This is a genomic window from Paeniglutamicibacter sp. ORCA_105 (assembly GCF_045798545.1).
Lineage (GTDB): Bacteria > Actinomycetota > Actinomycetes > Actinomycetales > Micrococcaceae > Paeniglutamicibacter > Paeniglutamicibacter sulfureus.
This window is the reverse complement of record NZ_JBIXLM010000018.1, coordinates 20,025-36,851: the sequence shown is the minus strand read 5'-3', so window position 1 is coordinate 36,851 and position 16,827 is coordinate 20,025. Positions and strand designations below refer to the sequence as shown.

Sequence of the window (16,827 nt, the reverse complement as noted above, 5' to 3'; positions counted from 1 at the left end):
TGCGGGGAGCAACAAACGGTCATCTGTGACGGGGAGTGACCTTGACTTCCCGAGAGGGGTTCACTTCGCCGTCGGCATCGGCTCCTGCTGGGTGATGCAGTGGATGCCGCCGCCGCGGGCGAAGAGCTCGCGGGCGTCCACGCCCACCACCGTGCGCCCCGGGTAGGCGTCGGCAAGGACAGCCAGGGCCTTTTCGTCGTTGGGGTCGTTGAAGGTGCAGGCCACCACGCCGTCGTTGATGACCAGGTGGTTGATGTAGCTGTAGTCCACGAACCCCTCGTCGTCGCGCAGCGTCGCGGGGGCAGGGACCTCGATGACGGTGAATTCGCGGCCCCGCGCATCGGTGGCGCCATGGAAGGATGCGGCGATTTCCCGGCTGACAGCATAGTCCGGGTGCCCGGGATCCTCCTGCATGTGCACTAGCACGGTGCCGGGGGAGGAGAGCGTCGCGGCGATGTCCACGTGCCCGCGTGTGCCGAACTCCTCGCTGTCGCGGGTCAGTCCGCGCGGGAGCCAGTGCACCTTGGCCGCGCCCAGGGTGCGCGCGAACTCCTCCTCGACCTTGGCCTTGGTGATGCCGGGGTTGCGCCCGGGATCCAGCTGCACGGTCTCGGTGGCCAGCACTGTGCCCTGACCGTCGACGTGGATGCCGCCGCCCTCGTTGACCAGGCTCGAGGCGACGCGGGGAACGCCGGCCCACTCGGCCACCCGCTTGCCGATCAACGCGTCCTTGTCCCAGGCCGCCCAGTCCTGGGCGCCCCAGCCGTTGAACACCCAGTCCACCGCGGCGAGCCCGCCGTGCTCGTCGGTGACGAAGGTCGGCCCGATGTCGCGCATCCAGGCGTCGTTGAGCTCGGCCGTGCGGATCTCGATGCGCTCATCGAGGTAGCGTGCGGCAATTTCCACGTCGGCAGGGTCCATCACCATGACGACCGGGGCGAATCGGGCCACCGCGTGGGCCACGTTGGCCCAGGTCGAGCGGGCCGCGTGGGCCTCGGCCTCGGTGTCGCCCAGCGTGTATCCCTCGTGGGGGAAGGCCATCCAGACGCGCTTCTGGGCCGAGGTCTCGGCGGGCATTGACCAGCTCATGATGCGTGCTCCTGCGGGGGTCGGTGGCGCGCGAGGCACCAGGGCCCGGCAGGGGGCGCATGGGATCGGCGTCACAATAAATGAATGTCGTTCGTTTATTATGGCGTCTGCGCGAATCCTGCGCAAGGGGTGCCCCGTGAAGCGCACCGGGCCCGCCGGCGGCCTTGTTGTAGAAGTTGATCAGCGTGTTCAGTGCTACGGCGGCGACGATCTCGCCGACTTCCTCGTCGGTGGCGCGCGGAGCTCCCGGGCATAGGCTGGAACCATTGCCGGCCCACCACTTTGCGGAGGAACACATGCGCGCCACCCTGATCCACGGACCGCGGGACATCCGCGTCGAGGACTGCCCCGAGCCCACCCTGCTCGCCGACACCGATGCCATCGTGCGCGTCACCGCCGCCTGCGTGTGCGGCTCGGACCTGTGGCCTTACCGCGGGGTTAGCCAAACGCCCAGGCCCCGGCGCATCGGCCACGAATTCATCGGCCGTATTGCCGCGGTCGGCCAAGGGGTTTCAATGCTGGCCGTGGGCGACTTCGTGGTGGCCCCCTGGGCCAACAGCTGCGGTGCCTGCCCTCCGTGCCGAGACGGCGTCCAGGTCGCCTGCGAGCACCGGGCCCACTGGGGCGGGGTAGACGAGGACGGGCTGCCCGTGGACGGCGGGCAAGGCGAGGTGGTGCGGGTGCCCAACGCGGACGGTACGCTCGTCACGGTACCCGGGGTCACGGAGCCCGACGAAGCGCTGTCCAAGTCGCTGTTGGCACTCTCGGACGTCATGGGCACCGGCCACCACGCAGCCCTCGGGGCCCGCGTCGAGCCCGGCCGGAGCGTGGTGGTGGTCGGTGACGGGGCCGTGGGTTTGTGCGGGGTGCTCGCGGCCAGGCGACTGGGTGCCACGCGCATCATTGCCATGTCCCGGCACGCGGACCGTGCGGCACTGGCCAGGGAGTTCGGGGCCACCGACATTGTCGCCGAACGCGGGGCCGAGGCGGCGGCGAAGGTGCGCGAACTGCTCGGGGGAGTGCTGGCGGACTCGGTGCTCGAATGCGTAGGCACCGCCGAATCCATGGACCAGGCCTTGCGCTGCACCCGGCCCGGCGGAGCCCTGGGCTTTGTGGGCGTCCCGCACGGGGATGACCCGCTGCCGATTTCCGTGTTGTTCTCAAAGAACATCTCCGTGGCAGGCGGGGCCGCCAGTACCCGCGCATATCTTCCCGAACTGCTCGCCGACGTGCTGGAAGGGAGCATCAACCCGGGCCTGGTCTTCGACGCGGTCATGGATCTCGAGCAGGCTCCCAAGGCGTACAGGGCAATGGATGAGCGCCGGGCGATCAAGGTGATGCTCGTTCCGTAACCTGGCGGCCGGAGCGGACGTAGATTTGTTTCCGAGGTGGGTGGCTAATATCATACTTATTGGTTCTCTTAGCGATCGTCAAACGAGGTCAACACCCTGGCCGGCACGGGACGCCACGGGGAACCCCCGATGATTTAGGCCTTTCAAGGCCGGTTGCACACCTCAAAGGAGCGGTATGTCTATCACCACCCCCGAGTCGCGCCCGCTGGGCGACGAAACGGTCGACCCGTACGCGTTGGATCCCCGGTCAATCATGGACCCGCCCACCCGCTGGCGGGACAGGTTCAAGTTCCTTGGCCCGGGCATGATCACCTCGGCCGCCGTCGTCGGTTCCGGCGAGCTGCTCACCGCCACCACACTCGGTGCCAAGGCAGGCTTCATGCTGCTCTGGCTGGTACTGGCCTCCACCTTCATCAAGGTATGGGTGCAGATTGAATTGGGCCGCTGGTCCATTTCCACCGGCAAGGTCGCCGTCACCGGCTATGACGAGGTACCGCCCCGGATCGGCAAGCGAGGCTGGATGGCCTGGCTCATCCTGCTGATGTTCGTGCAGTTCCTGACCAGCCAGGCCGGTGTCATCACCGCCTCGGCCTTCGCGTTCTCCTCGCTGCTGCCCATCGGGCCGGACCCGTACTCGTTCCTGTCCATCGGCACCTGGGTGGCCATCCTGGTGGTGATCGCCATCGCGATCCACTTGGGCAACAAGTACGTCGTGGTCGAGGGCATCTCCACGGTGCTGGTCTTCCTGGTGACGATCTTCGCCGTCGTGATGGTCTTCGCCATCCAAGGCACCGAATTCAGCTGGAACGTCGGCGACCTGGCCGACGGCATGCGCTTCCAGATCGCGCTGGGCTCCATCGGCGTGGCCCTGTCGATGTTCGGCCTCACCGGCGTGGGTGCCGGCGAGATCACCGCCTACACCTACTGGTGCGTGGAAAAGGGGTACGCCTCCTGGACCGGTCCCAACGACGGCTCCGAAGCCTGGGTCAAGCGGGCCCGCGGCTGGATCTCCGTGATGAAGCTCGACGCCTGGGTCTCCTGGGTTGTCTACACCGTGTCCACCGCCGCGCTCTACATGCTCGGTGCCGCGGTGCTGCACCCGCAGGGCCTGGAGCCCAAGGGCGACGAGGTCATGACAACGATCTCTTCCATCTTCTCCACCAACGTGGGCCAATGGGGAGCCGTGGTGTTCCTGGTTGGTGCCGGTATCGCGCTGTTCAAGACCATCATCGCCAACGTCCCGTCGCTCGGCCGCCAGGTCGGCAATACCCTCGCTGTGTTCGGGGCCTTCGACTGGAACAACCGCAAACAACGCGACCGCTGGATGCGCGTGATCATGATCGTGCTCCCCATCGTCTGGGGCTTGTTTGGCACCGTCGTCTCCTCGCCGCTGGCCCTGATTGTCCTGGCCGGCATCCTCAACGCCATCTTCCTGATGGGTGTCGCCGCGGCAACCATCTACCTCTCGCATAAGCAGACAGACCCGCGTGTCAAGGACGGCAAGGCCTTTATGGCCATGCTGATCCTCTCCGCGGTCGCCGTGTTCTTCGTCGGCGTCATGGGTCTTGTCAACATGTTCTAGTCCGCCTCACGGCGCAGTATCAAGGAGTACCTCTCACATGCAGGCAGTTGTTGTGCACGGCAAGGACGACCTGCGGGTCGAGGACATCGCGGATCCCGTCTGCGGCGCCGACCAGGTCCTGGTGGCCATGGAATGGGGCGGGATCTGTGGGTCGGACATCGCCTATTGGAAGTCCGGCGCCTCGGGCACCGCGGTGCTCTCGGCCCCGCTGGTCCTGGGCCACGAGGTCTCCGGAACGGTCGCCGAAATCGGTCCGGACGCCGCTGCGGCGCTGGAGGCGCGCGGGATCGGCATCGGCAGCAACGTGACGATGCACCCCGCAACCCTCGTTGGCGAGCACCAGGTGCCCGCCGACACCGTGGACCGCACCAACCTGTGGCCCGAGGTGCGCTACTTCGGCTCGGCGGCATTCGAACCGCACGAGCAGGGCGGCTTCAGCCGCCTCCGCGCGGTGCGCCCCGACCAGCTGCGAGTCGTGCCCGAGGGCGTCTCGCTCAAGGAAGCGGCACTGGCCGAGCCCTTCGCGGTGGCGCTGCATGCGGTGGCCCGCGCCGGAGACATGGCGGGAAAGACGGTGCTGGTCAACGGCGCCGGACCGATCGGCGCGCTGGCGGTTGCGGCGGCCAAGGCGGCCGGAGCCGCCACGGTCATTGCCGCGGACCTCTCGGATGCTGCCCTGGACATTGCCGCGCGGATGGGAGCGGATCAGTGCGTGAACCCCGCGTCCGGCGGAGTCCTGCCGCAGGACGTGGATGTGGCCATCGAGGCCTCCGGAGCCCCTCGTGCGCTGGGCGGCGTGATCGCCGCGGTGCGCCGCGGCGGGGTCATGGTGCAGGTCGGAAACCTGCCCGGCGGGGAAATCTCCGCGGCGCTGGGGAACATCGTGACCCGCGAGATCGACTACCGCGGTTCCTACCGCTTTGTCGATGAGATCTCCGAGGCGCTTGACCTCATGGCCTCCGGCGTGGACGTCTCGCCGTTGATGACCCACGAGGTAATGCTCGCCGAGGCACTGGCCGGATTCGACCTCGCCGCCGACCGCTCCTCGGGTTCCTCCAAGGTCATGATTCGCCTGGGCTAGGGACACGGCTCCGGCTCGAATCCAGTACCTTGCCCGGTGGCCCGCGGCTCCGCCGCACCGCCGGGCTCCGGTGCGCCGGCAGGACATAAGCGCAGGTCAAATATGTGTCCTTGGGCACCGTTTCTTGCAATCGTGATGCTTTTGTGACCTTTGAAGCCGTGTACTACAGTGAATCCCGATGCCTGACCTGACTAAACCCCATGCCCAAGCACCGCCCGCCGCAACGCATGAACCCATTTTTGTCGACCCGTCGGGCAGACGCCGCCAGCAGGTCTTGACGGTCGGAGTCATCACCGTGGGACTCATGTCGATGTACGCCCTGGTGATGCTGTTCGCCTTGCTGGGAGGTTCCACGGTTGCGGCTCCGCCACTGCCCCCGCGGGCCGAAGCAGGCGCAGGAGCGGAAACGGTGGCGCTGCGGGAGCAAACCTCCACGAATCCATCGCCGGCACCGCTGCCCCGAGAGGCATCCGCCGCTCGGGAAACGCCGGGTCCCACCGCACCGCAGCCGAGAACATCCGCGCCGAGCAGCGCAACAGAGACCTCGGCCTCCGCACAGCGAACCGAAAGCGCCGATCCCGACGGTGCGGAAGCGCAGACGAGTGCCGAACCGACGGATCCTGCCCCAAGCACCGCCATCGCGCAGAGCGCCCCCGGAAAGAGCGCAGCAGCCCCGGGTCGAAGTGATACCAAGCCGAGCCGGGCCACCGCCAACCAGGCCAAGCCGACGCACGAGGCCCGGCCATGAGTTCGGGACGCCGCTCCAGGAGCCCCGCACGCAGCGACGGGATCGGGGCGCACTGGGTTCTCCTGTCGGCCGTTATGCTGACGCTGGGCCTGGCGTTGGCCATCCAGGGATACATCAACCACCCGGTGGACAGCGACGCTCCCCCCGGCTCCGCGCGCGCCGCCGGTGCCGGAAACACCCCCGGTGCCGTGCTGGAGGGTGGCCCCATTGTGGATCCACGGGGGGAGGGCGCGCGCACCACCGCACCGTCCGCGGACTCCGTGGCCCTGACGTTCAACAACGGGCCGGACCCGATGTGGACACCCAGGATCCTTGACACCTTGCGCGGGCACGGTGTCCATGCCACCTTCTTCGTGACCGGTTCCGCAGCGGTCAGGCATCCCGATCTCGTTCGTCGCATGGTTGCCGAGGGCCATGAGATCGGCATCCAGACGCTCACGAACAGCGACCTTGCCGCGGTGCCCGATTGGCGTCGCCAGCTTGAGATCCGCGGGGCACAGGAAGTCATCACGGGGATCACCGGGCACTCCCCGACCCTCTTGCGCCCGCCGGCCAGCTACGACAATGCGGCGCTCACCCAGGTCCAGTGGAGCTTCATGGATACCGCCGCGGACGACGGGTACCTCACTGTCCTGAGCAGCCACGACAGCGCCGACAATGTCCGCCCCGGCGCCGAGGTGATCGCCGATCGGCTCACGATGCAGGAAGCGGCCGGGGAAGTCGTCCTGATGCACGACGGCGGCGGAAACAGGTCCCAGACCGTCGCCGCCCTTGATGCGGCCTTGGAAGAGTCGGTCGATTCGGGCCATCGCTTCACCACGGTCGGCGGGTCGATCGGCGTGGACAGCATCCGGCCCGCATCCACCGCCGACACCGTCACGGGCAATGCCTTTGTGTGGGGAATCAGGATCACCGAGGCCGTCGTCGTGGTGATTTCCTGGGCGCTCGTGGCGGCCGGGGTGCTGACGCTGTTGCGGGCCGTTCTGGTGATGGTCGTGGCCGCCCGGCACAAACGCGCCGAGCGGCTGGGCCGCGAGGCCGAGCGCGACCGCGGGTGGTTCGAACTGCCGATGCGCAAGGAGATCCTCGAACCTGCCAGCGTGATCGTTCCCGCGTACAACGAGTCGGCCGGAATCGAAGCGGCAGTGCGGTCCATCGCCGCTTCGCACCACCCGGTGGAGGTCATCGTCGTTGACGACGGGTCGACCGACGGCACCGCCGACATCGTCGAGGCCCTCGGGCTGCCCGGAGTGGTGGTCATCCGCAAGGAGAACGGCGGAAAGCCGTCCGCCTTGAACGCCGGCATTGCGGCGGCCAACCACGAACTGGTGGTGATGGTCGACGGCGACACCGTCTTCGAGCCCGACACCGTCCACCTTCTGCTCCAGCGTTTTGCCGATCCTAAGGTGGGCGCCATCTCCGGCAACACCAAGATTGCCAACCGCGGCGGCATCCTCGGCGCGTGGCAGCACATTGAATACGTTGTCGGGTTCAACCTGGACCGCCGCCTGTTCGACGTCGCCGAATGCATGCCCACGGTCCCCGGCGCGATCGGGGCGTTCCGCCGCGAGGCACTGGACCGGGTGGGCGGCGTCAGCGACGACACCCTGGCCGAGGACACCGACCTCACCATGGCCTTGTCCCGCGACGGCTGGCGCGTCGTATACGAGGACGAGGCACTGGCCTGGACCGAGGCGCCTGCCACCCTCGGCGCCCTGTGGAAGCAGCGGTACCGCTGGTGCTACGGCACCTTGCAGGCCATGTGGAAGCACCGCGGGGCCATGGCCCAGTCGGGACCTGCCGGCAAGCTCGGGCGTCGGGGGATCGGCTACCTGATGGTCTTCCAGGTGCTGCTTCCGTTGTTCGCGCCGGTGGTCGACGTGTTCGCCATCTACGGGCTGGTCTTCCTTGATCCGCTCCGGATCGCCGTGGTCTGGACCCTCTTCCTGCTGATCCAACTGGTCATGGCCGGCTATGCGTTCAGGCTTGACCGAGAGCCGATGCACGCCCTGTGGACGCTCCCGCTGCAGCAGTTCGTCTATCGGCAACTGATGTATCTGGTGGTGATCCAGTCGGTGGTCACCGCGTTCACCGGTGTTCGCCTGCGTTGGCATCGGATGGAGCGCTACGGCAGCCTGCGGGTCCCGCAAGCCGCCCAGGAACGTTCCTAGTCCCGGAAGCCCTGTAGCGCGCAACATTGTGCAGGCCCGGCGGGCGTCGCCACCCCTCGACCAGGTGTGGATGCCCACATTGACGATCCGGCCAGCGGAATCGCGGTAGAAGAACGTGGTGACGCCCCGCTGCCCGATCGAGAGTGGATGCACGATTTCGAGTCCCGTGTGCACCCAGGATGGGGACCAGACGTTCGATCCTCATCCCCCCTCCAGCTGAAACAGGGCCGATGCACCCGGGTCAAGGCATGTGGCCCCGAATCAACGGGAGGGATTAGCGCAGCAGCTCGCGGATGTCGTCCGCGTTGAGCACCTTGCCGAAGCCCGCGCCCTCGTCCATGACCGAGGAGATGAGCTGGCGCTTGGAGTCCTGCAGCGCCACCACCTTTTCCTCGATGGTGTTCTTGGCGACCATCCGGTAGACCATCACGTTGCGGGTCTGCCCGATGCGGTGCGCCCGGTCCACGGCCTGAGACTCGGCGGCGGGGTTCCACCACGGATCCAGCAGGAAGCAGTAGTCGGCCTCGGTGAGGTTCAGCCCGAAGCCGCCCGCCTTCAGCGAGATCAGGAACACCGGGGCGACCCCGGACTTGAACGAGTCGATGACCTCGGCACGCTTGCGCGTGGACCCGTCCAGGTAGGCGTAGGGCACCCCCGCGGCATCCAACCGGTCAGCGGCCTTCTTCAGGAAGGAGGTGAACTGGGAGAAGATCAGCGCGCGGTGGCCCTCGGCCAGCACGTCCTCAAGCTGTTCGAAGAGCACATCGAGCTTGGCGCTGGGCACGTGCGCGTATTCCGGGTCCACCAGCGAGGCGTCCAGCGAGAGCATGCGCAACAGGGTCAGGGACTGGAAGATCGTAAACCGGTTCTTGTCCATGTCATCGACCAGGCGCAGCACCTTCTGGCGTTCGCGCTGCAGGTGCGTGTCGTAGACCCGGCGGTGCTCTTCGCCCAGCTCCACGTGCAGCACCTGTTCCTGCTTCGGCGGAAGGTCGGTGACCACCGCGTCCTTGGTCCTGCGCAACATGAACGGGCGGATCCGGCGGCGCAGGCGCACCAGCGGCTCGGGCAGGCCCTGGCGCTCGATGGGGCGTTGGTAGTTCTCCGCAAAGCGCACGGCCGAGGGGAAGAGCCCGGGGGAGACGATCGCGAAGATCGACCAGAGCTCCATGAGGTTGTTCTCCATGGGCGTGCCGGTGATCGCCAGCTTGAAGCGGGCGGGCATGTCCCTGGCCACGTGGTGTGCCTTGGTGGCCTTGTTCTTCACGAACTGCGCCTCGTCCAGGATCAGCCCGGCCCAGGGGATGTCCGCATACGCGTCGTCGTCCAGGCGCAGCAGCGTGTAAGAGGTGACGACCACGTCGTAGTCCTTGGCCAGCTGTGCCAGCGATGCGGCGGCGCGCGACTCGGTGTCGGTGATCGCCACGACCCGCAGGGACGGGGCGAAGCGCGCCGCCTCGTCCTTCCAGTTGGAGACCACCGAGGTGGGGGCGACCACCAGGAAGGGAGCGCGCACGCCGGCCTGGGCGCTGATGCCCTCGAACGCCGCGGGGTTCTCCCACACCTGGTGCGCGTGCAGGATCAGCGCCAGGGTCTGCAGGGTCTTGCCCAGGCCCATGTCATCGGCCAGCACCCCGCCCAGTCCGTTGCGCCACAGCGTGGCCAGCCAACCGAAGCCCTCCACCTGGTAGGGGCGCAGAGTCGCATTCAGCGTCGGGGGCAGGTCGGCCACCTCGATGGTCTTCAGGTTCACCAGCGAGTTCAGCGCGCCCACCCACGCGTCGGGTCCCTCGATGCGGGAGGCCAGGTCCTCCAGCTCCTCCCACATGGAGAACTGGTAGGGGGTCAGCGAGATGTCCGCTTCCTTGTCCTTCATGTCCCGCAGCCCGCCGGCCTCGGAGACCAGGGCGCGCAGCTTGTCAAAGAGCGGATCGGCCAGGGAGAAGTAGCTGCGGTCCGGCATCAACAGCTTGGTGTGTCCCTGGATCAGGGCACGCAGGATGTCGGCAAAGGGGATCTGCCGATCGCCGATTGAGATCAGCAGGCCCAGGTCGAACCAGTCGCGGCGGTCCGATTCCACCGTGGTGATAACCAGCTCGGGGGCCTCGGTGAGTTCGTGGAATTCCGGGCGGGTGCCGGCCTCCGAGAGCACCAGGTCCTGGACCTCGGCCAGCTCCGGCAGCACGCGGCGCACGAAGTCGATGACCTCCAGGCCCTGGAAGTGCCGAGGCCCGAGCACCGAGGACTCGAAGGCGGGGTGCCGGTTCAGGATCTCCAGCACCGCCGATTCCAGGGCGGACTCCACCAAGGTGTCGCGGTCTGCGGCATCCACGACCATGCCGTTGTAGTCGAAGACCCAGTCCACGTCGACGGTTTCCCGCGAGCCGTAGCGGATCTTGGCCACCAGCTTGGGCGGCAGCACCGGGGGCAGCTCGACGGAGGCGTCGGGGCTGGTCACGCGCAACTTGCGGGCCAGCCGCGGGTAGACGCGGGAGAAGAACTCCTCGGTTTCCGCCGCCGGCACGTTCAGGGTCTCGGGGTGGTGCAGCATGGCCCGCTCGCTATGGCTCAGCCCGCCGGGGACCTGGCCCAGGAAGATCTCGCTCTGGTCCTCGTTGGCAACGTACACGCCGTGGCTGCCGATGGAACCGGCGGCGGTGTGCGCATCGAGGATGAAGCCGTGCCCGCCCAGGGACACCGTGGGGGCCAGCGCCAGGCCGTCCTCGGCCGCGCGGGTGCCCAGTGCCACCTGGGCCGGTGAAGCCAGCAGGATCCTGGTGTACGTCCGGGTTCCCACCAGCGCCACGCCCAGGGACCTGGCCTCGGCCAGCAGTTCCCAGAGCAGTGCCGAGGAATACTCGTCGAGGTACAGCCAGTCGTTGTCCTCGCCGAAGTAGAGTTCGCCCTTGGCTCGGTAGAGCGGCACGAACTGGCAGAACCAGCGGTGCTGTTCGATATCCAGGTTCAACCCGAAGGTCTTGAAGCTGATGGTGTTCCAGCGCAGGTTCGACCGCGCCCAGCGGTCGGACCCGGAACGCACCACCGGGCGCACGCCCAGGCGCCAGCGCCGGGAGGCGACCTTCAGCTGCCCCACCCCGGAACCCGGGGCCCACTGCTGGTGTGCCGAAAGCGTGGTGTCCTGCAGCTCGAACTGCAGGCCCATCTGCAGCACCGGGTGCTTGGAGTTGGGTCCGCCCAGGGACTTGGCGGCTGCCGGGGCCGGGGCAAGTAGTTGCTGCAGGGACTGCTGCCACGCCGGGACCGCGACGGCGGTGTTGCGGTACACCACGTCCTTGGCCCGCAGGTGCATGGAGTTGGAGTAAATGAGCACGGCGGCCACGTGGCGGCACTTGGGCGCATCGCCGCAGTTGCAGGTGGCGTCGTCGATGACGCGCTCGCCCTTTTTCATTGCCAGCGTGATGCCCACGCCGCAAGCGGGTTCGCCGTCCTCGGACACCGTCCCGGACAGGTTCTGCTGATCCGGATCCCACAGGAACTCGCTCAGAGCGGCGTCGGTGGCCAGCACCTTGCCGCGTGTGAAGGAGACACCGCCAACGACACGCAGGATTTCACGCGCATCGACCATGGGAAAAGCAGATTCGGTCATCCTCCTATCGTTTCACGTCTGGCACCCCAGCACGAACCGCGACCGGGCGGAAGTGGACGACCAATGCGCGCCCTAGCCGCGAAATTCGCCTAGTCTTTGATGTCATGGACAGCACTCCGGCCTTGCACCCGCTCCCGCGCGTCATCGAGATTGCGTCGCTGGCCGATTTCGACAGGCACGCAGCGGCCGCACTGGCCCTCACCGACAAACGCCTGGCTGCTTCCATGCACGGCTGGCACGTGCAATCCGTAGACCTGCGTGCCCGGGGCGCGATGCTGGAAAAACTGCGGGCCGCCGGTTCGGTGTTCATGGGGTGCGAGATCGAGGGCAAGATTGAGCGCCGCTTGCGCGGGGGAGGGGCGCTGGTTTTCCCCGAGATCCCGGGCCTGCCTTTCGATCCCTATCGCGGGGAACTGTACTCCGGAGGCGAACTCTATGCGGGGTTGGAGGCCGGGTCCTACGAAACGGTCCCGGATGCGCGGATCTACGCCTGGCTCTCGCACCGCTACGGGGCCGGGGCGCACGACGCGCTGAACGCGGCCCTTTCCTCCACGCTGCACGACCACGCCATCGGCTCGCGGCTGGAATCGCAGATCCGCGACGGGGCACTGGCCCATGCTCCGCTGGTCGGCGTCATGGGAGGTCATGCGCAACAGCGCGGCAGCGACGGTTACGCGACGGCGGCCCGGCTAGGCTACGCGCTCTCCGGCGCGGGGTTCATCGTGGCCACCGGCGGCGGGCCCGGAGCCATGGAGGCAGCGAACCTGGGCGCCTACCTGGGCGCGGGCAGCACCGAGAACCTTGCCGAGGCGCTGGAAATGCTGGCGGTCGAGCCCGGGTTCGCCTCGTCGGTGACCCGCTGGGCGCGTGCCGCCGCACGCGTGCGCGAACGCTGGCCCGTGGGCCTGTCGAACCTGGGGATCCCGACTTGGTTCTACGGCCACGAGCCACCGAACATGTTCGCCACCCACATTGCCAAGTACTTTGCCAATGCCACCCGTGAGGCGGTGCTGCTGGAAAAATGCTCCGGAGGGATCGTGTTCATGCCCGGGGCCGCCGGGACCGTGCAGGAAATCTTCCAGGACGCCTGCGAGAACTTTTACGGGGCGGCCGGCAGCATCAGCCCGATGGTGCTGGTGGGAGTCGATTATTGGACCCAGACGCTGCCGGCCTACCCGTTGCTGGTGGACCTCGCCCGCGGTCGGGCCATGGAGGACATGGTCTTCCTGGTCGATGAGCCGTCCGAGGCAGTGCGCATTTTGGTGGAGCTCGACGACGGTTCGATTTCCGGCGTACGGGGACTGGCATGAATTCCGCGGCAGCTGCCATCGGCATCGACATCGGTGGCACCAAGATTGCCGCGGGTCTGGTCGACGGCCAAGGCCGAGTTTCACGGCGGACCCGCCATGCGACCGTCGGGCATGACCCCGACGCGGTGCTGGACACCGTGGCTTCCCTGGTCGCAGAGCTTGGCGCGGGGCACCCGCAGGCCGCGGTCGGCGTGGGGGCGGCAGGTTGGATGGATCCGGCCGGCGGCACCGTGCTGTTCTCCCCACACCTGGCCTGGCGCAGCGAGCCGTTGCGCGCGAAGCTCGAGGCTGCCACCGGAAGGCCAGTGCTGCTGAGCAATGATGCGGACGCCGCCGGCTGGGCCGAGTACCGTTTTGGTGCTGCCCGCGGGCAGGACCATGTGGTGTGCCTGACCCTCGGCACGGGAATCGGTGGGTCGATCGTCATCGACGGGAAGCTGCAACGCGGCAGGTTCGGGGTGGCTGCAGAATTCGGGCACCAAACGATTGTGCCTGGCGGTCAACGTTGCGCCTGCGGGAACCGGGGATGCTGGGAACAATACGCGTCGGGCAATGCGCTGGCCCGCGAGGGGCGCAGCCTCATGGCAGTGCACTCGCCGGTGGCCCATGCGCTGCGAGATGCCGCAAACAACGATCCCCACCTGGTGACCGGGGAGCTTGTCACTTCGCTCGCCGCTGCCGGTGATCCGGCATGCCGCGAATTGCTCATCGAAGCCGGCCAATGGCTGGGCCGGGGAATTGCTAACCTGGCCGCCGTATTGGACCCGGGAATCTTCGTTATTGGTGGCGGGCTGGGCACCGCGGTTCCGTTGCTGGTGGAAACCGCAGAGGCGACTTATCGCGAAAATCTCAGCGGGCGCGGATACCGGCCCTTTGCACAGGTGGCCCGTGCGGAGCTAGGCCCGGATGCCGGACTGGTGGGTGCCGCGGACTTGGCCCGCACCGCGCTCGCCGACTGATTCATGGCCTCGTGCAGACCTGGGCTCATGGGTTTGCCGGGGATGCGTGGCTGCATCCCCGGTGGCGTAGGGTGTGGATTTCCCGCCCGTGGCGGCGGGCGGCTAAATCCGCTGGGGTGGTCGGCGCATGCCGGTGCCGGGCCGCGGTGACGGAGCCGTGGAGGTGTAGCTGTGGCCGCTGGGGGTGGTGATCTTGAAGGAATGGCGACCCCGTCCGGGCAGTGGCTCCTCGTGCCAGCCGGGCGCTTCCTTGGTCCGGTTGCATGTTCGACAGCGACCAGAACCATTGATCTCGGTGGTCTTTCCGTTGCGGCGAACCTGCACGACGTGGTCGAGTTCCTCGATGCGGCCGTTGCAGTGAGGGGTGCGGCAGCGTTGGTCGCGGAGGGTGATGAAGCGCTTGAGGTTTCCGGAGAAGCTGCGGGCCGTCGAGTCCATCGCGACCAGTTTGCCGGTGTCCGGGACTGCATAGAGGCGCCGGTACCAGGTGTTCAGTGGGTGCTCCGGGTCGCCGGCCACCAGTGACCGGGCCCTGGTGGCGCTGATGTATCCGTGGCCCGGGATCAGTGCCGGTTCATCACTGACGCCGGTGAGGCTTTCCGGGTCCATCAGCAGCAACAGCTCCACCGGCCTGGAGCCGGTGGCCTTGGTGTCGGTGATCGCCTCGAAGACCGTGTCTGCCGCGACCTGGGCGTTGGTGCGGGCGTCCCCGGGCTCCCGGGGGCGTTCCATTTCGCGGGTGAGGACCTGCAGGATGGGAACGCCCTGGTCCAGTGGGAAGTCGCCGACGATCCGCACGGTGTTTTCGTTCACCTGGTAGCCGCTGACATACCGCTTCTCAGTGGCGTCTTCTTCCTCCTGTTCGGCGGTTTCAGGTTCAAGGACGAGGGCCCAGTAGTTGACCAGCTCACGCAGCGACGCAGTCCCGGCCTCGAAGCAGGTGTGGGTGTCCTCCCACAGCAGCTCGTCGATCATTCTCCGGTTTTCGATCTTGAGGTTCCGGGTGCCGCTGATAACCACGTGCGCCTGGTCCCAGGTCATGATGCCGCGGCGCAGCCCCTGGTGGCAGTGTGGCAGGTCTTCGGCAAGTAGCCGGAAGTCGTTGGTGCGTTTGGTTCCGCTTTTCGGGGACAAATGCAGCATCAGGGCAACGTCTCCGCTGGAGCCCCAAGAAGGGTTCTTCTCCCTGACCCCGGCGCGCTGTCGATCAGCGACCAAGGAGTCCTGGTAGGCGACGCTGTGGTCGGCCTGCTTCGCCGTGGCGGCGCATTTCAAGGTTTCCAGTGCGCCGACGGCGGTCACCGCCTCATGGGTTCCTGTCAGTACCGGCGCTCCGTTCACCGCGGCGGCCAGGGACAGGATCCCGTCGGTGCCGGTGCGGGCCAAGTGTTCGGCAACCAGTGCGTCCATGTCCGCCCCGTCGTTCAGTAGCGCATCGTAGCCCAGGTCCCTGACGGCACCACCGGCGGTGCCGTCAGAAGGGGTACCGCTCGATGACGTCGTTGCCATACTTCAATTTTAGAACCAGTCACCGATAATTGGAATATATTTACATGAATATGAGAAAATATGTTCTAGTAACATCGTGGACGCCTACGTTCCCGGCGAGTGCCATCCCGTTCGTGCACAGCGAGGAAAGCATGCCGCCGAATCCCCGATCCCTCGAAGTGCGGCACGTGCCGGTGTCCCTGCAGTGGTGCCGCTAAGCCACGGAGCTGCCGAAGAGCAGGCCGAGGACGTAGGTGACCGCTGCGGCGCCCAGGCCGATCGCCAGCTGGCGCAGTCCGCGCTTGGCCGGGGATGCGCCGGAAAGCAAGCCGACCACGCCGCCGGTGGCCAGCAGGGCGATGCCCACCAGCACGGCGGAGAGCAGGATCGCGGGGGTGCCGCCCATGCCGAAAATGAACGGCAGGATCGGGATGACCGCCCCGGAGGCAAAGAAGCAGAAGGACGCGGAAGCCGCACCCATGGCGGAGCCGATTTCCTCGTGTTCCCGGCTATCGGCGGCAACCGTGAGCTCGGACCGGAGCGACGTGGAGGGGTTGCAATCGCAGGAGTAGATGCCCATGCGTTCGGCGGCCCGGTGCGCTGCGTCCTCGTCACTCATGCCGCGGGCCTTGTAGACCAATACCAGCTCGTTGGCATCCAGATCGAGGTCCGGCGCCGCGGCCAGCGTCACCTCCGTGGGCTTGGAAGCCGAGAGCAGCTCGCGCTGGGAACGCACCGAGACGTATTCGCCCGCGGCCATCGACAGGGCGCCGGCCAGCAGCCCGGCAATGCCGGAGAAGAGCACGAAGGACGTTGCCACGCCCGTGGCGCCGATGCCCATGACCAGGGCCAGGTTGGACACCAGGCCGTCGTTGGCGCCGAAGACCGCCGCCCGGAAGTTGCCCGAAAGCCGGTTGCGGCCGCGGGTGGCCAGACCGCGCACGACCTCCTCGTGGACGAGTTCGTCGGCGGCCATCTGGCGGCTGGCATCGGTGTCTGCGGCATAGGGGGAGTTGCCCTCGGCGCGCTGGGCCAGGGCCAGGACGAAGACCGAGCCGAAGTGCCGGGCCAGGAAGCGGAGCATGGTGCGCCGGATCGAGGGCCGGGTACGCTTGTCGGCGTTCTCGCCCAGCAGCGAACGCCAGTGTTCCTCGTGTCGGGTTTCGGCGGCTGCCAGTCCCAGCAGGACTGCGCGTTCCTCACCCTGGCGCTTGTTGGCCAGTTCGCGGTAGACCGCGCCCTCGGCGATTTCGTCGGCCAGGTACTGGCGCCAGCGCTTGATCTGGGCGTGAGTGGGGGTCGGCGCTTGTTGCGTCATGCTCTCATCCTCATGTGGGCGTTCACGGCCTCGGGAGGCCATGCGATGGGGAGGCCCAGCAGGATTTCTTTTTGGGTACGTTGAGCCTCGGGCCACCAATGTGTGGACCGAAGGTCTCGTTC

Annotated in this window: 11 protein-coding genes; 7 read left to right on the top strand and 4 right to left on the bottom strand. The window is 67.3% G+C overall.

The window, feature by feature from the left end:
* Positions 1-60: 60 nt before the first annotated feature.
* Entirely contained in the window at positions 61-1,089 is a 1,029-nt protein-coding gene (locus ACIPUB_RS10670; RefSeq protein WP_407607355.1) for an agmatine/peptidylarginine deiminase, read from the bottom strand.
* A gap of 296 nt (positions 1,090-1,385) precedes the next feature.
* Between ACIPUB_RS10670 and ACIPUB_RS10665 the strand changes: the two genes are divergently transcribed.
* The 5 genes from ACIPUB_RS10665 to ACIPUB_RS10645 all read left to right on the top strand — a co-directional run bounded on the left by ACIPUB_RS10665 (position 1,386) and on the right by ACIPUB_RS10645 (position 8,023).
* On the top strand, positions 1,386-2,441 hold the full coding sequence (locus ACIPUB_RS10665; RefSeq protein WP_407607354.1) for a zinc-dependent alcohol dehydrogenase family protein: 1,056 nt from the start codon (positions 1,386-1,388) through the stop codon (positions 2,439-2,441).
* 175 nt (positions 2,442-2,616) lie between these two features.
* Entirely contained in the window at positions 2,617-4,023 is a 1,407-nt protein-coding gene (locus ACIPUB_RS10660) for an Nramp family divalent metal transporter (RefSeq protein WP_407607353.1), read from the top strand.
* A gap of 37 nt (positions 4,024-4,060) precedes the next feature.
* Positions 4,061-5,104 carry an L-idonate 5-dehydrogenase gene (locus ACIPUB_RS10655; protein WP_407607352.1) on the top strand — a complete coding sequence of 348 codons (1,044 nt, stop codon included), beginning with the start codon at positions 4,061-4,063 and terminating at the stop codon, positions 5,102-5,104.
* A 178-nt stretch (positions 5,105-5,282) separates the two neighbouring features.
* Positions 5,283-5,852: a hypothetical protein gene (locus tag ACIPUB_RS10650; protein WP_407607351.1), complete on the top strand. Its 570-nt coding sequence runs from the start codon at positions 5,283-5,285 to the stop codon at positions 5,850-5,852.
* Positions 5,849-8,023, top strand: a complete 2,175-nt coding sequence (locus tag ACIPUB_RS10645; protein WP_407607350.1) for a bifunctional polysaccharide deacetylase/glycosyltransferase family 2 protein — start codon at positions 5,849-5,851, stop codon at positions 8,021-8,023. Before ACIPUB_RS10650 ends, ACIPUB_RS10645 begins: the two co-directional genes overlap by 4 nt.
* Positions 8,024-8,297: 274 nt before the next feature.
* Here the strand turns inward: ACIPUB_RS10645 and ACIPUB_RS10640 are convergent, their stop codons facing one another.
* Positions 8,298-11,630, bottom strand: coding sequence for an SNF2-related protein (locus ACIPUB_RS10640; protein WP_407607349.1), 3,333 nt, complete (start codon positions 11,628-11,630; stop codon positions 8,298-8,300).
* A gap of 104 nt (positions 11,631-11,734) precedes the next feature.
* On the opposite strand from ACIPUB_RS10640, the gene ACIPUB_RS10635 reads away from it, so the two are divergent.
* Both ACIPUB_RS10635 and ACIPUB_RS10630 read left to right on the top strand, forming a co-directional pair.
* Complete coding sequence (locus ACIPUB_RS10635) at positions 11,735-12,940, top strand: LOG family protein (RefSeq protein WP_407607348.1); 1,206 nt, start codon at positions 11,735-11,737, stop codon at positions 12,938-12,940.
* Complete coding sequence (locus tag ACIPUB_RS10630) at positions 12,937-13,899, top strand: ROK family protein (protein ID WP_407607347.1); 963 nt, start codon at positions 12,937-12,939, stop codon at positions 13,897-13,899. Before ACIPUB_RS10635 ends, ACIPUB_RS10630 begins: the two co-directional genes overlap by 4 nt.
* A gap of 102 nt (positions 13,900-14,001) precedes the next feature.
* Here ACIPUB_RS10630 and ACIPUB_RS10625 read toward each other — a convergent pair whose 3' ends face one another.
* Both ACIPUB_RS10625 and ACIPUB_RS10620 read right to left on the bottom strand, forming a co-directional pair.
* The gene (locus ACIPUB_RS10625; RefSeq protein ID WP_407607346.1) at positions 14,002-15,408 is read right to left on the bottom strand and encodes a DUF222 domain-containing protein; all 1,407 of its coding nucleotides are present in this window, start codon (positions 15,406-15,408) and stop codon (positions 14,002-14,004) included.
* Between the two features lie 193 nt (positions 15,409-15,601).
* Entirely contained in the window at positions 15,602-16,705 is a 1,104-nt protein-coding gene (locus ACIPUB_RS10620; RefSeq protein ID WP_407607345.1) for a VIT1/CCC1 transporter family protein, read from the bottom strand.
* Between the last annotated feature and the right edge of the window lie 122 nt (positions 16,706-16,827).

Coding starts and splice junctions, on each gene's coding strand:
- ACIPUB_RS10670 (WP_407607355.1), bottom strand. CDS start 1,089: ATGAGCTGGTCAATGCCCGCCGAGACCTCGGCCCAGAAGCGCGTCTGG.
- ACIPUB_RS10665 (WP_407607354.1), top strand. CDS start 1,386: ATGCGCGCCACCCTGATCCACGGACCGCGGGACATCCGCGTCGAGGAC.
- ACIPUB_RS10660 (WP_407607353.1), top strand. CDS start 2,617: ATGTCTATCACCACCCCCGAGTCGCGCCCGCTGGGCGACGAAACGGTC.
- ACIPUB_RS10655 (WP_407607352.1), top strand. CDS start 4,061: ATGCAGGCAGTTGTTGTGCACGGCAAGGACGACCTGCGGGTCGAGGAC.
- ACIPUB_RS10650 (WP_407607351.1), top strand. CDS start 5,283: ATGCCTGACCTGACTAAACCCCATGCCCAAGCACCGCCCGCCGCAACG.
- ACIPUB_RS10645 (WP_407607350.1), top strand. CDS start 5,849: ATGAGTTCGGGACGCCGCTCCAGGAGCCCCGCACGCAGCGACGGGATC.
- ACIPUB_RS10640 (WP_407607349.1), bottom strand. CDS start 11,630: ATGACCGAATCTGCTTTTCCCATGGTCGATGCGCGTGAAATCCTGCGT.
- ACIPUB_RS10635 (WP_407607348.1), top strand. CDS start 11,735: ATGGACAGCACTCCGGCCTTGCACCCGCTCCCGCGCGTCATCGAGATT.
- ACIPUB_RS10630 (WP_407607347.1), top strand. CDS start 12,937: ATGAATTCCGCGGCAGCTGCCATCGGCATCGACATCGGTGGCACCAAG.
- ACIPUB_RS10625 (WP_407607346.1), bottom strand. CDS start 15,408: ATGGCAACGACGTCATCGAGCGGTACCCCTTCTGACGGCACCGCCGGT.
- ACIPUB_RS10620 (WP_407607345.1), bottom strand. CDS start 16,705: ATGACGCAACAAGCGCCGACCCCCACTCACGCCCAGATCAAGCGCTGG.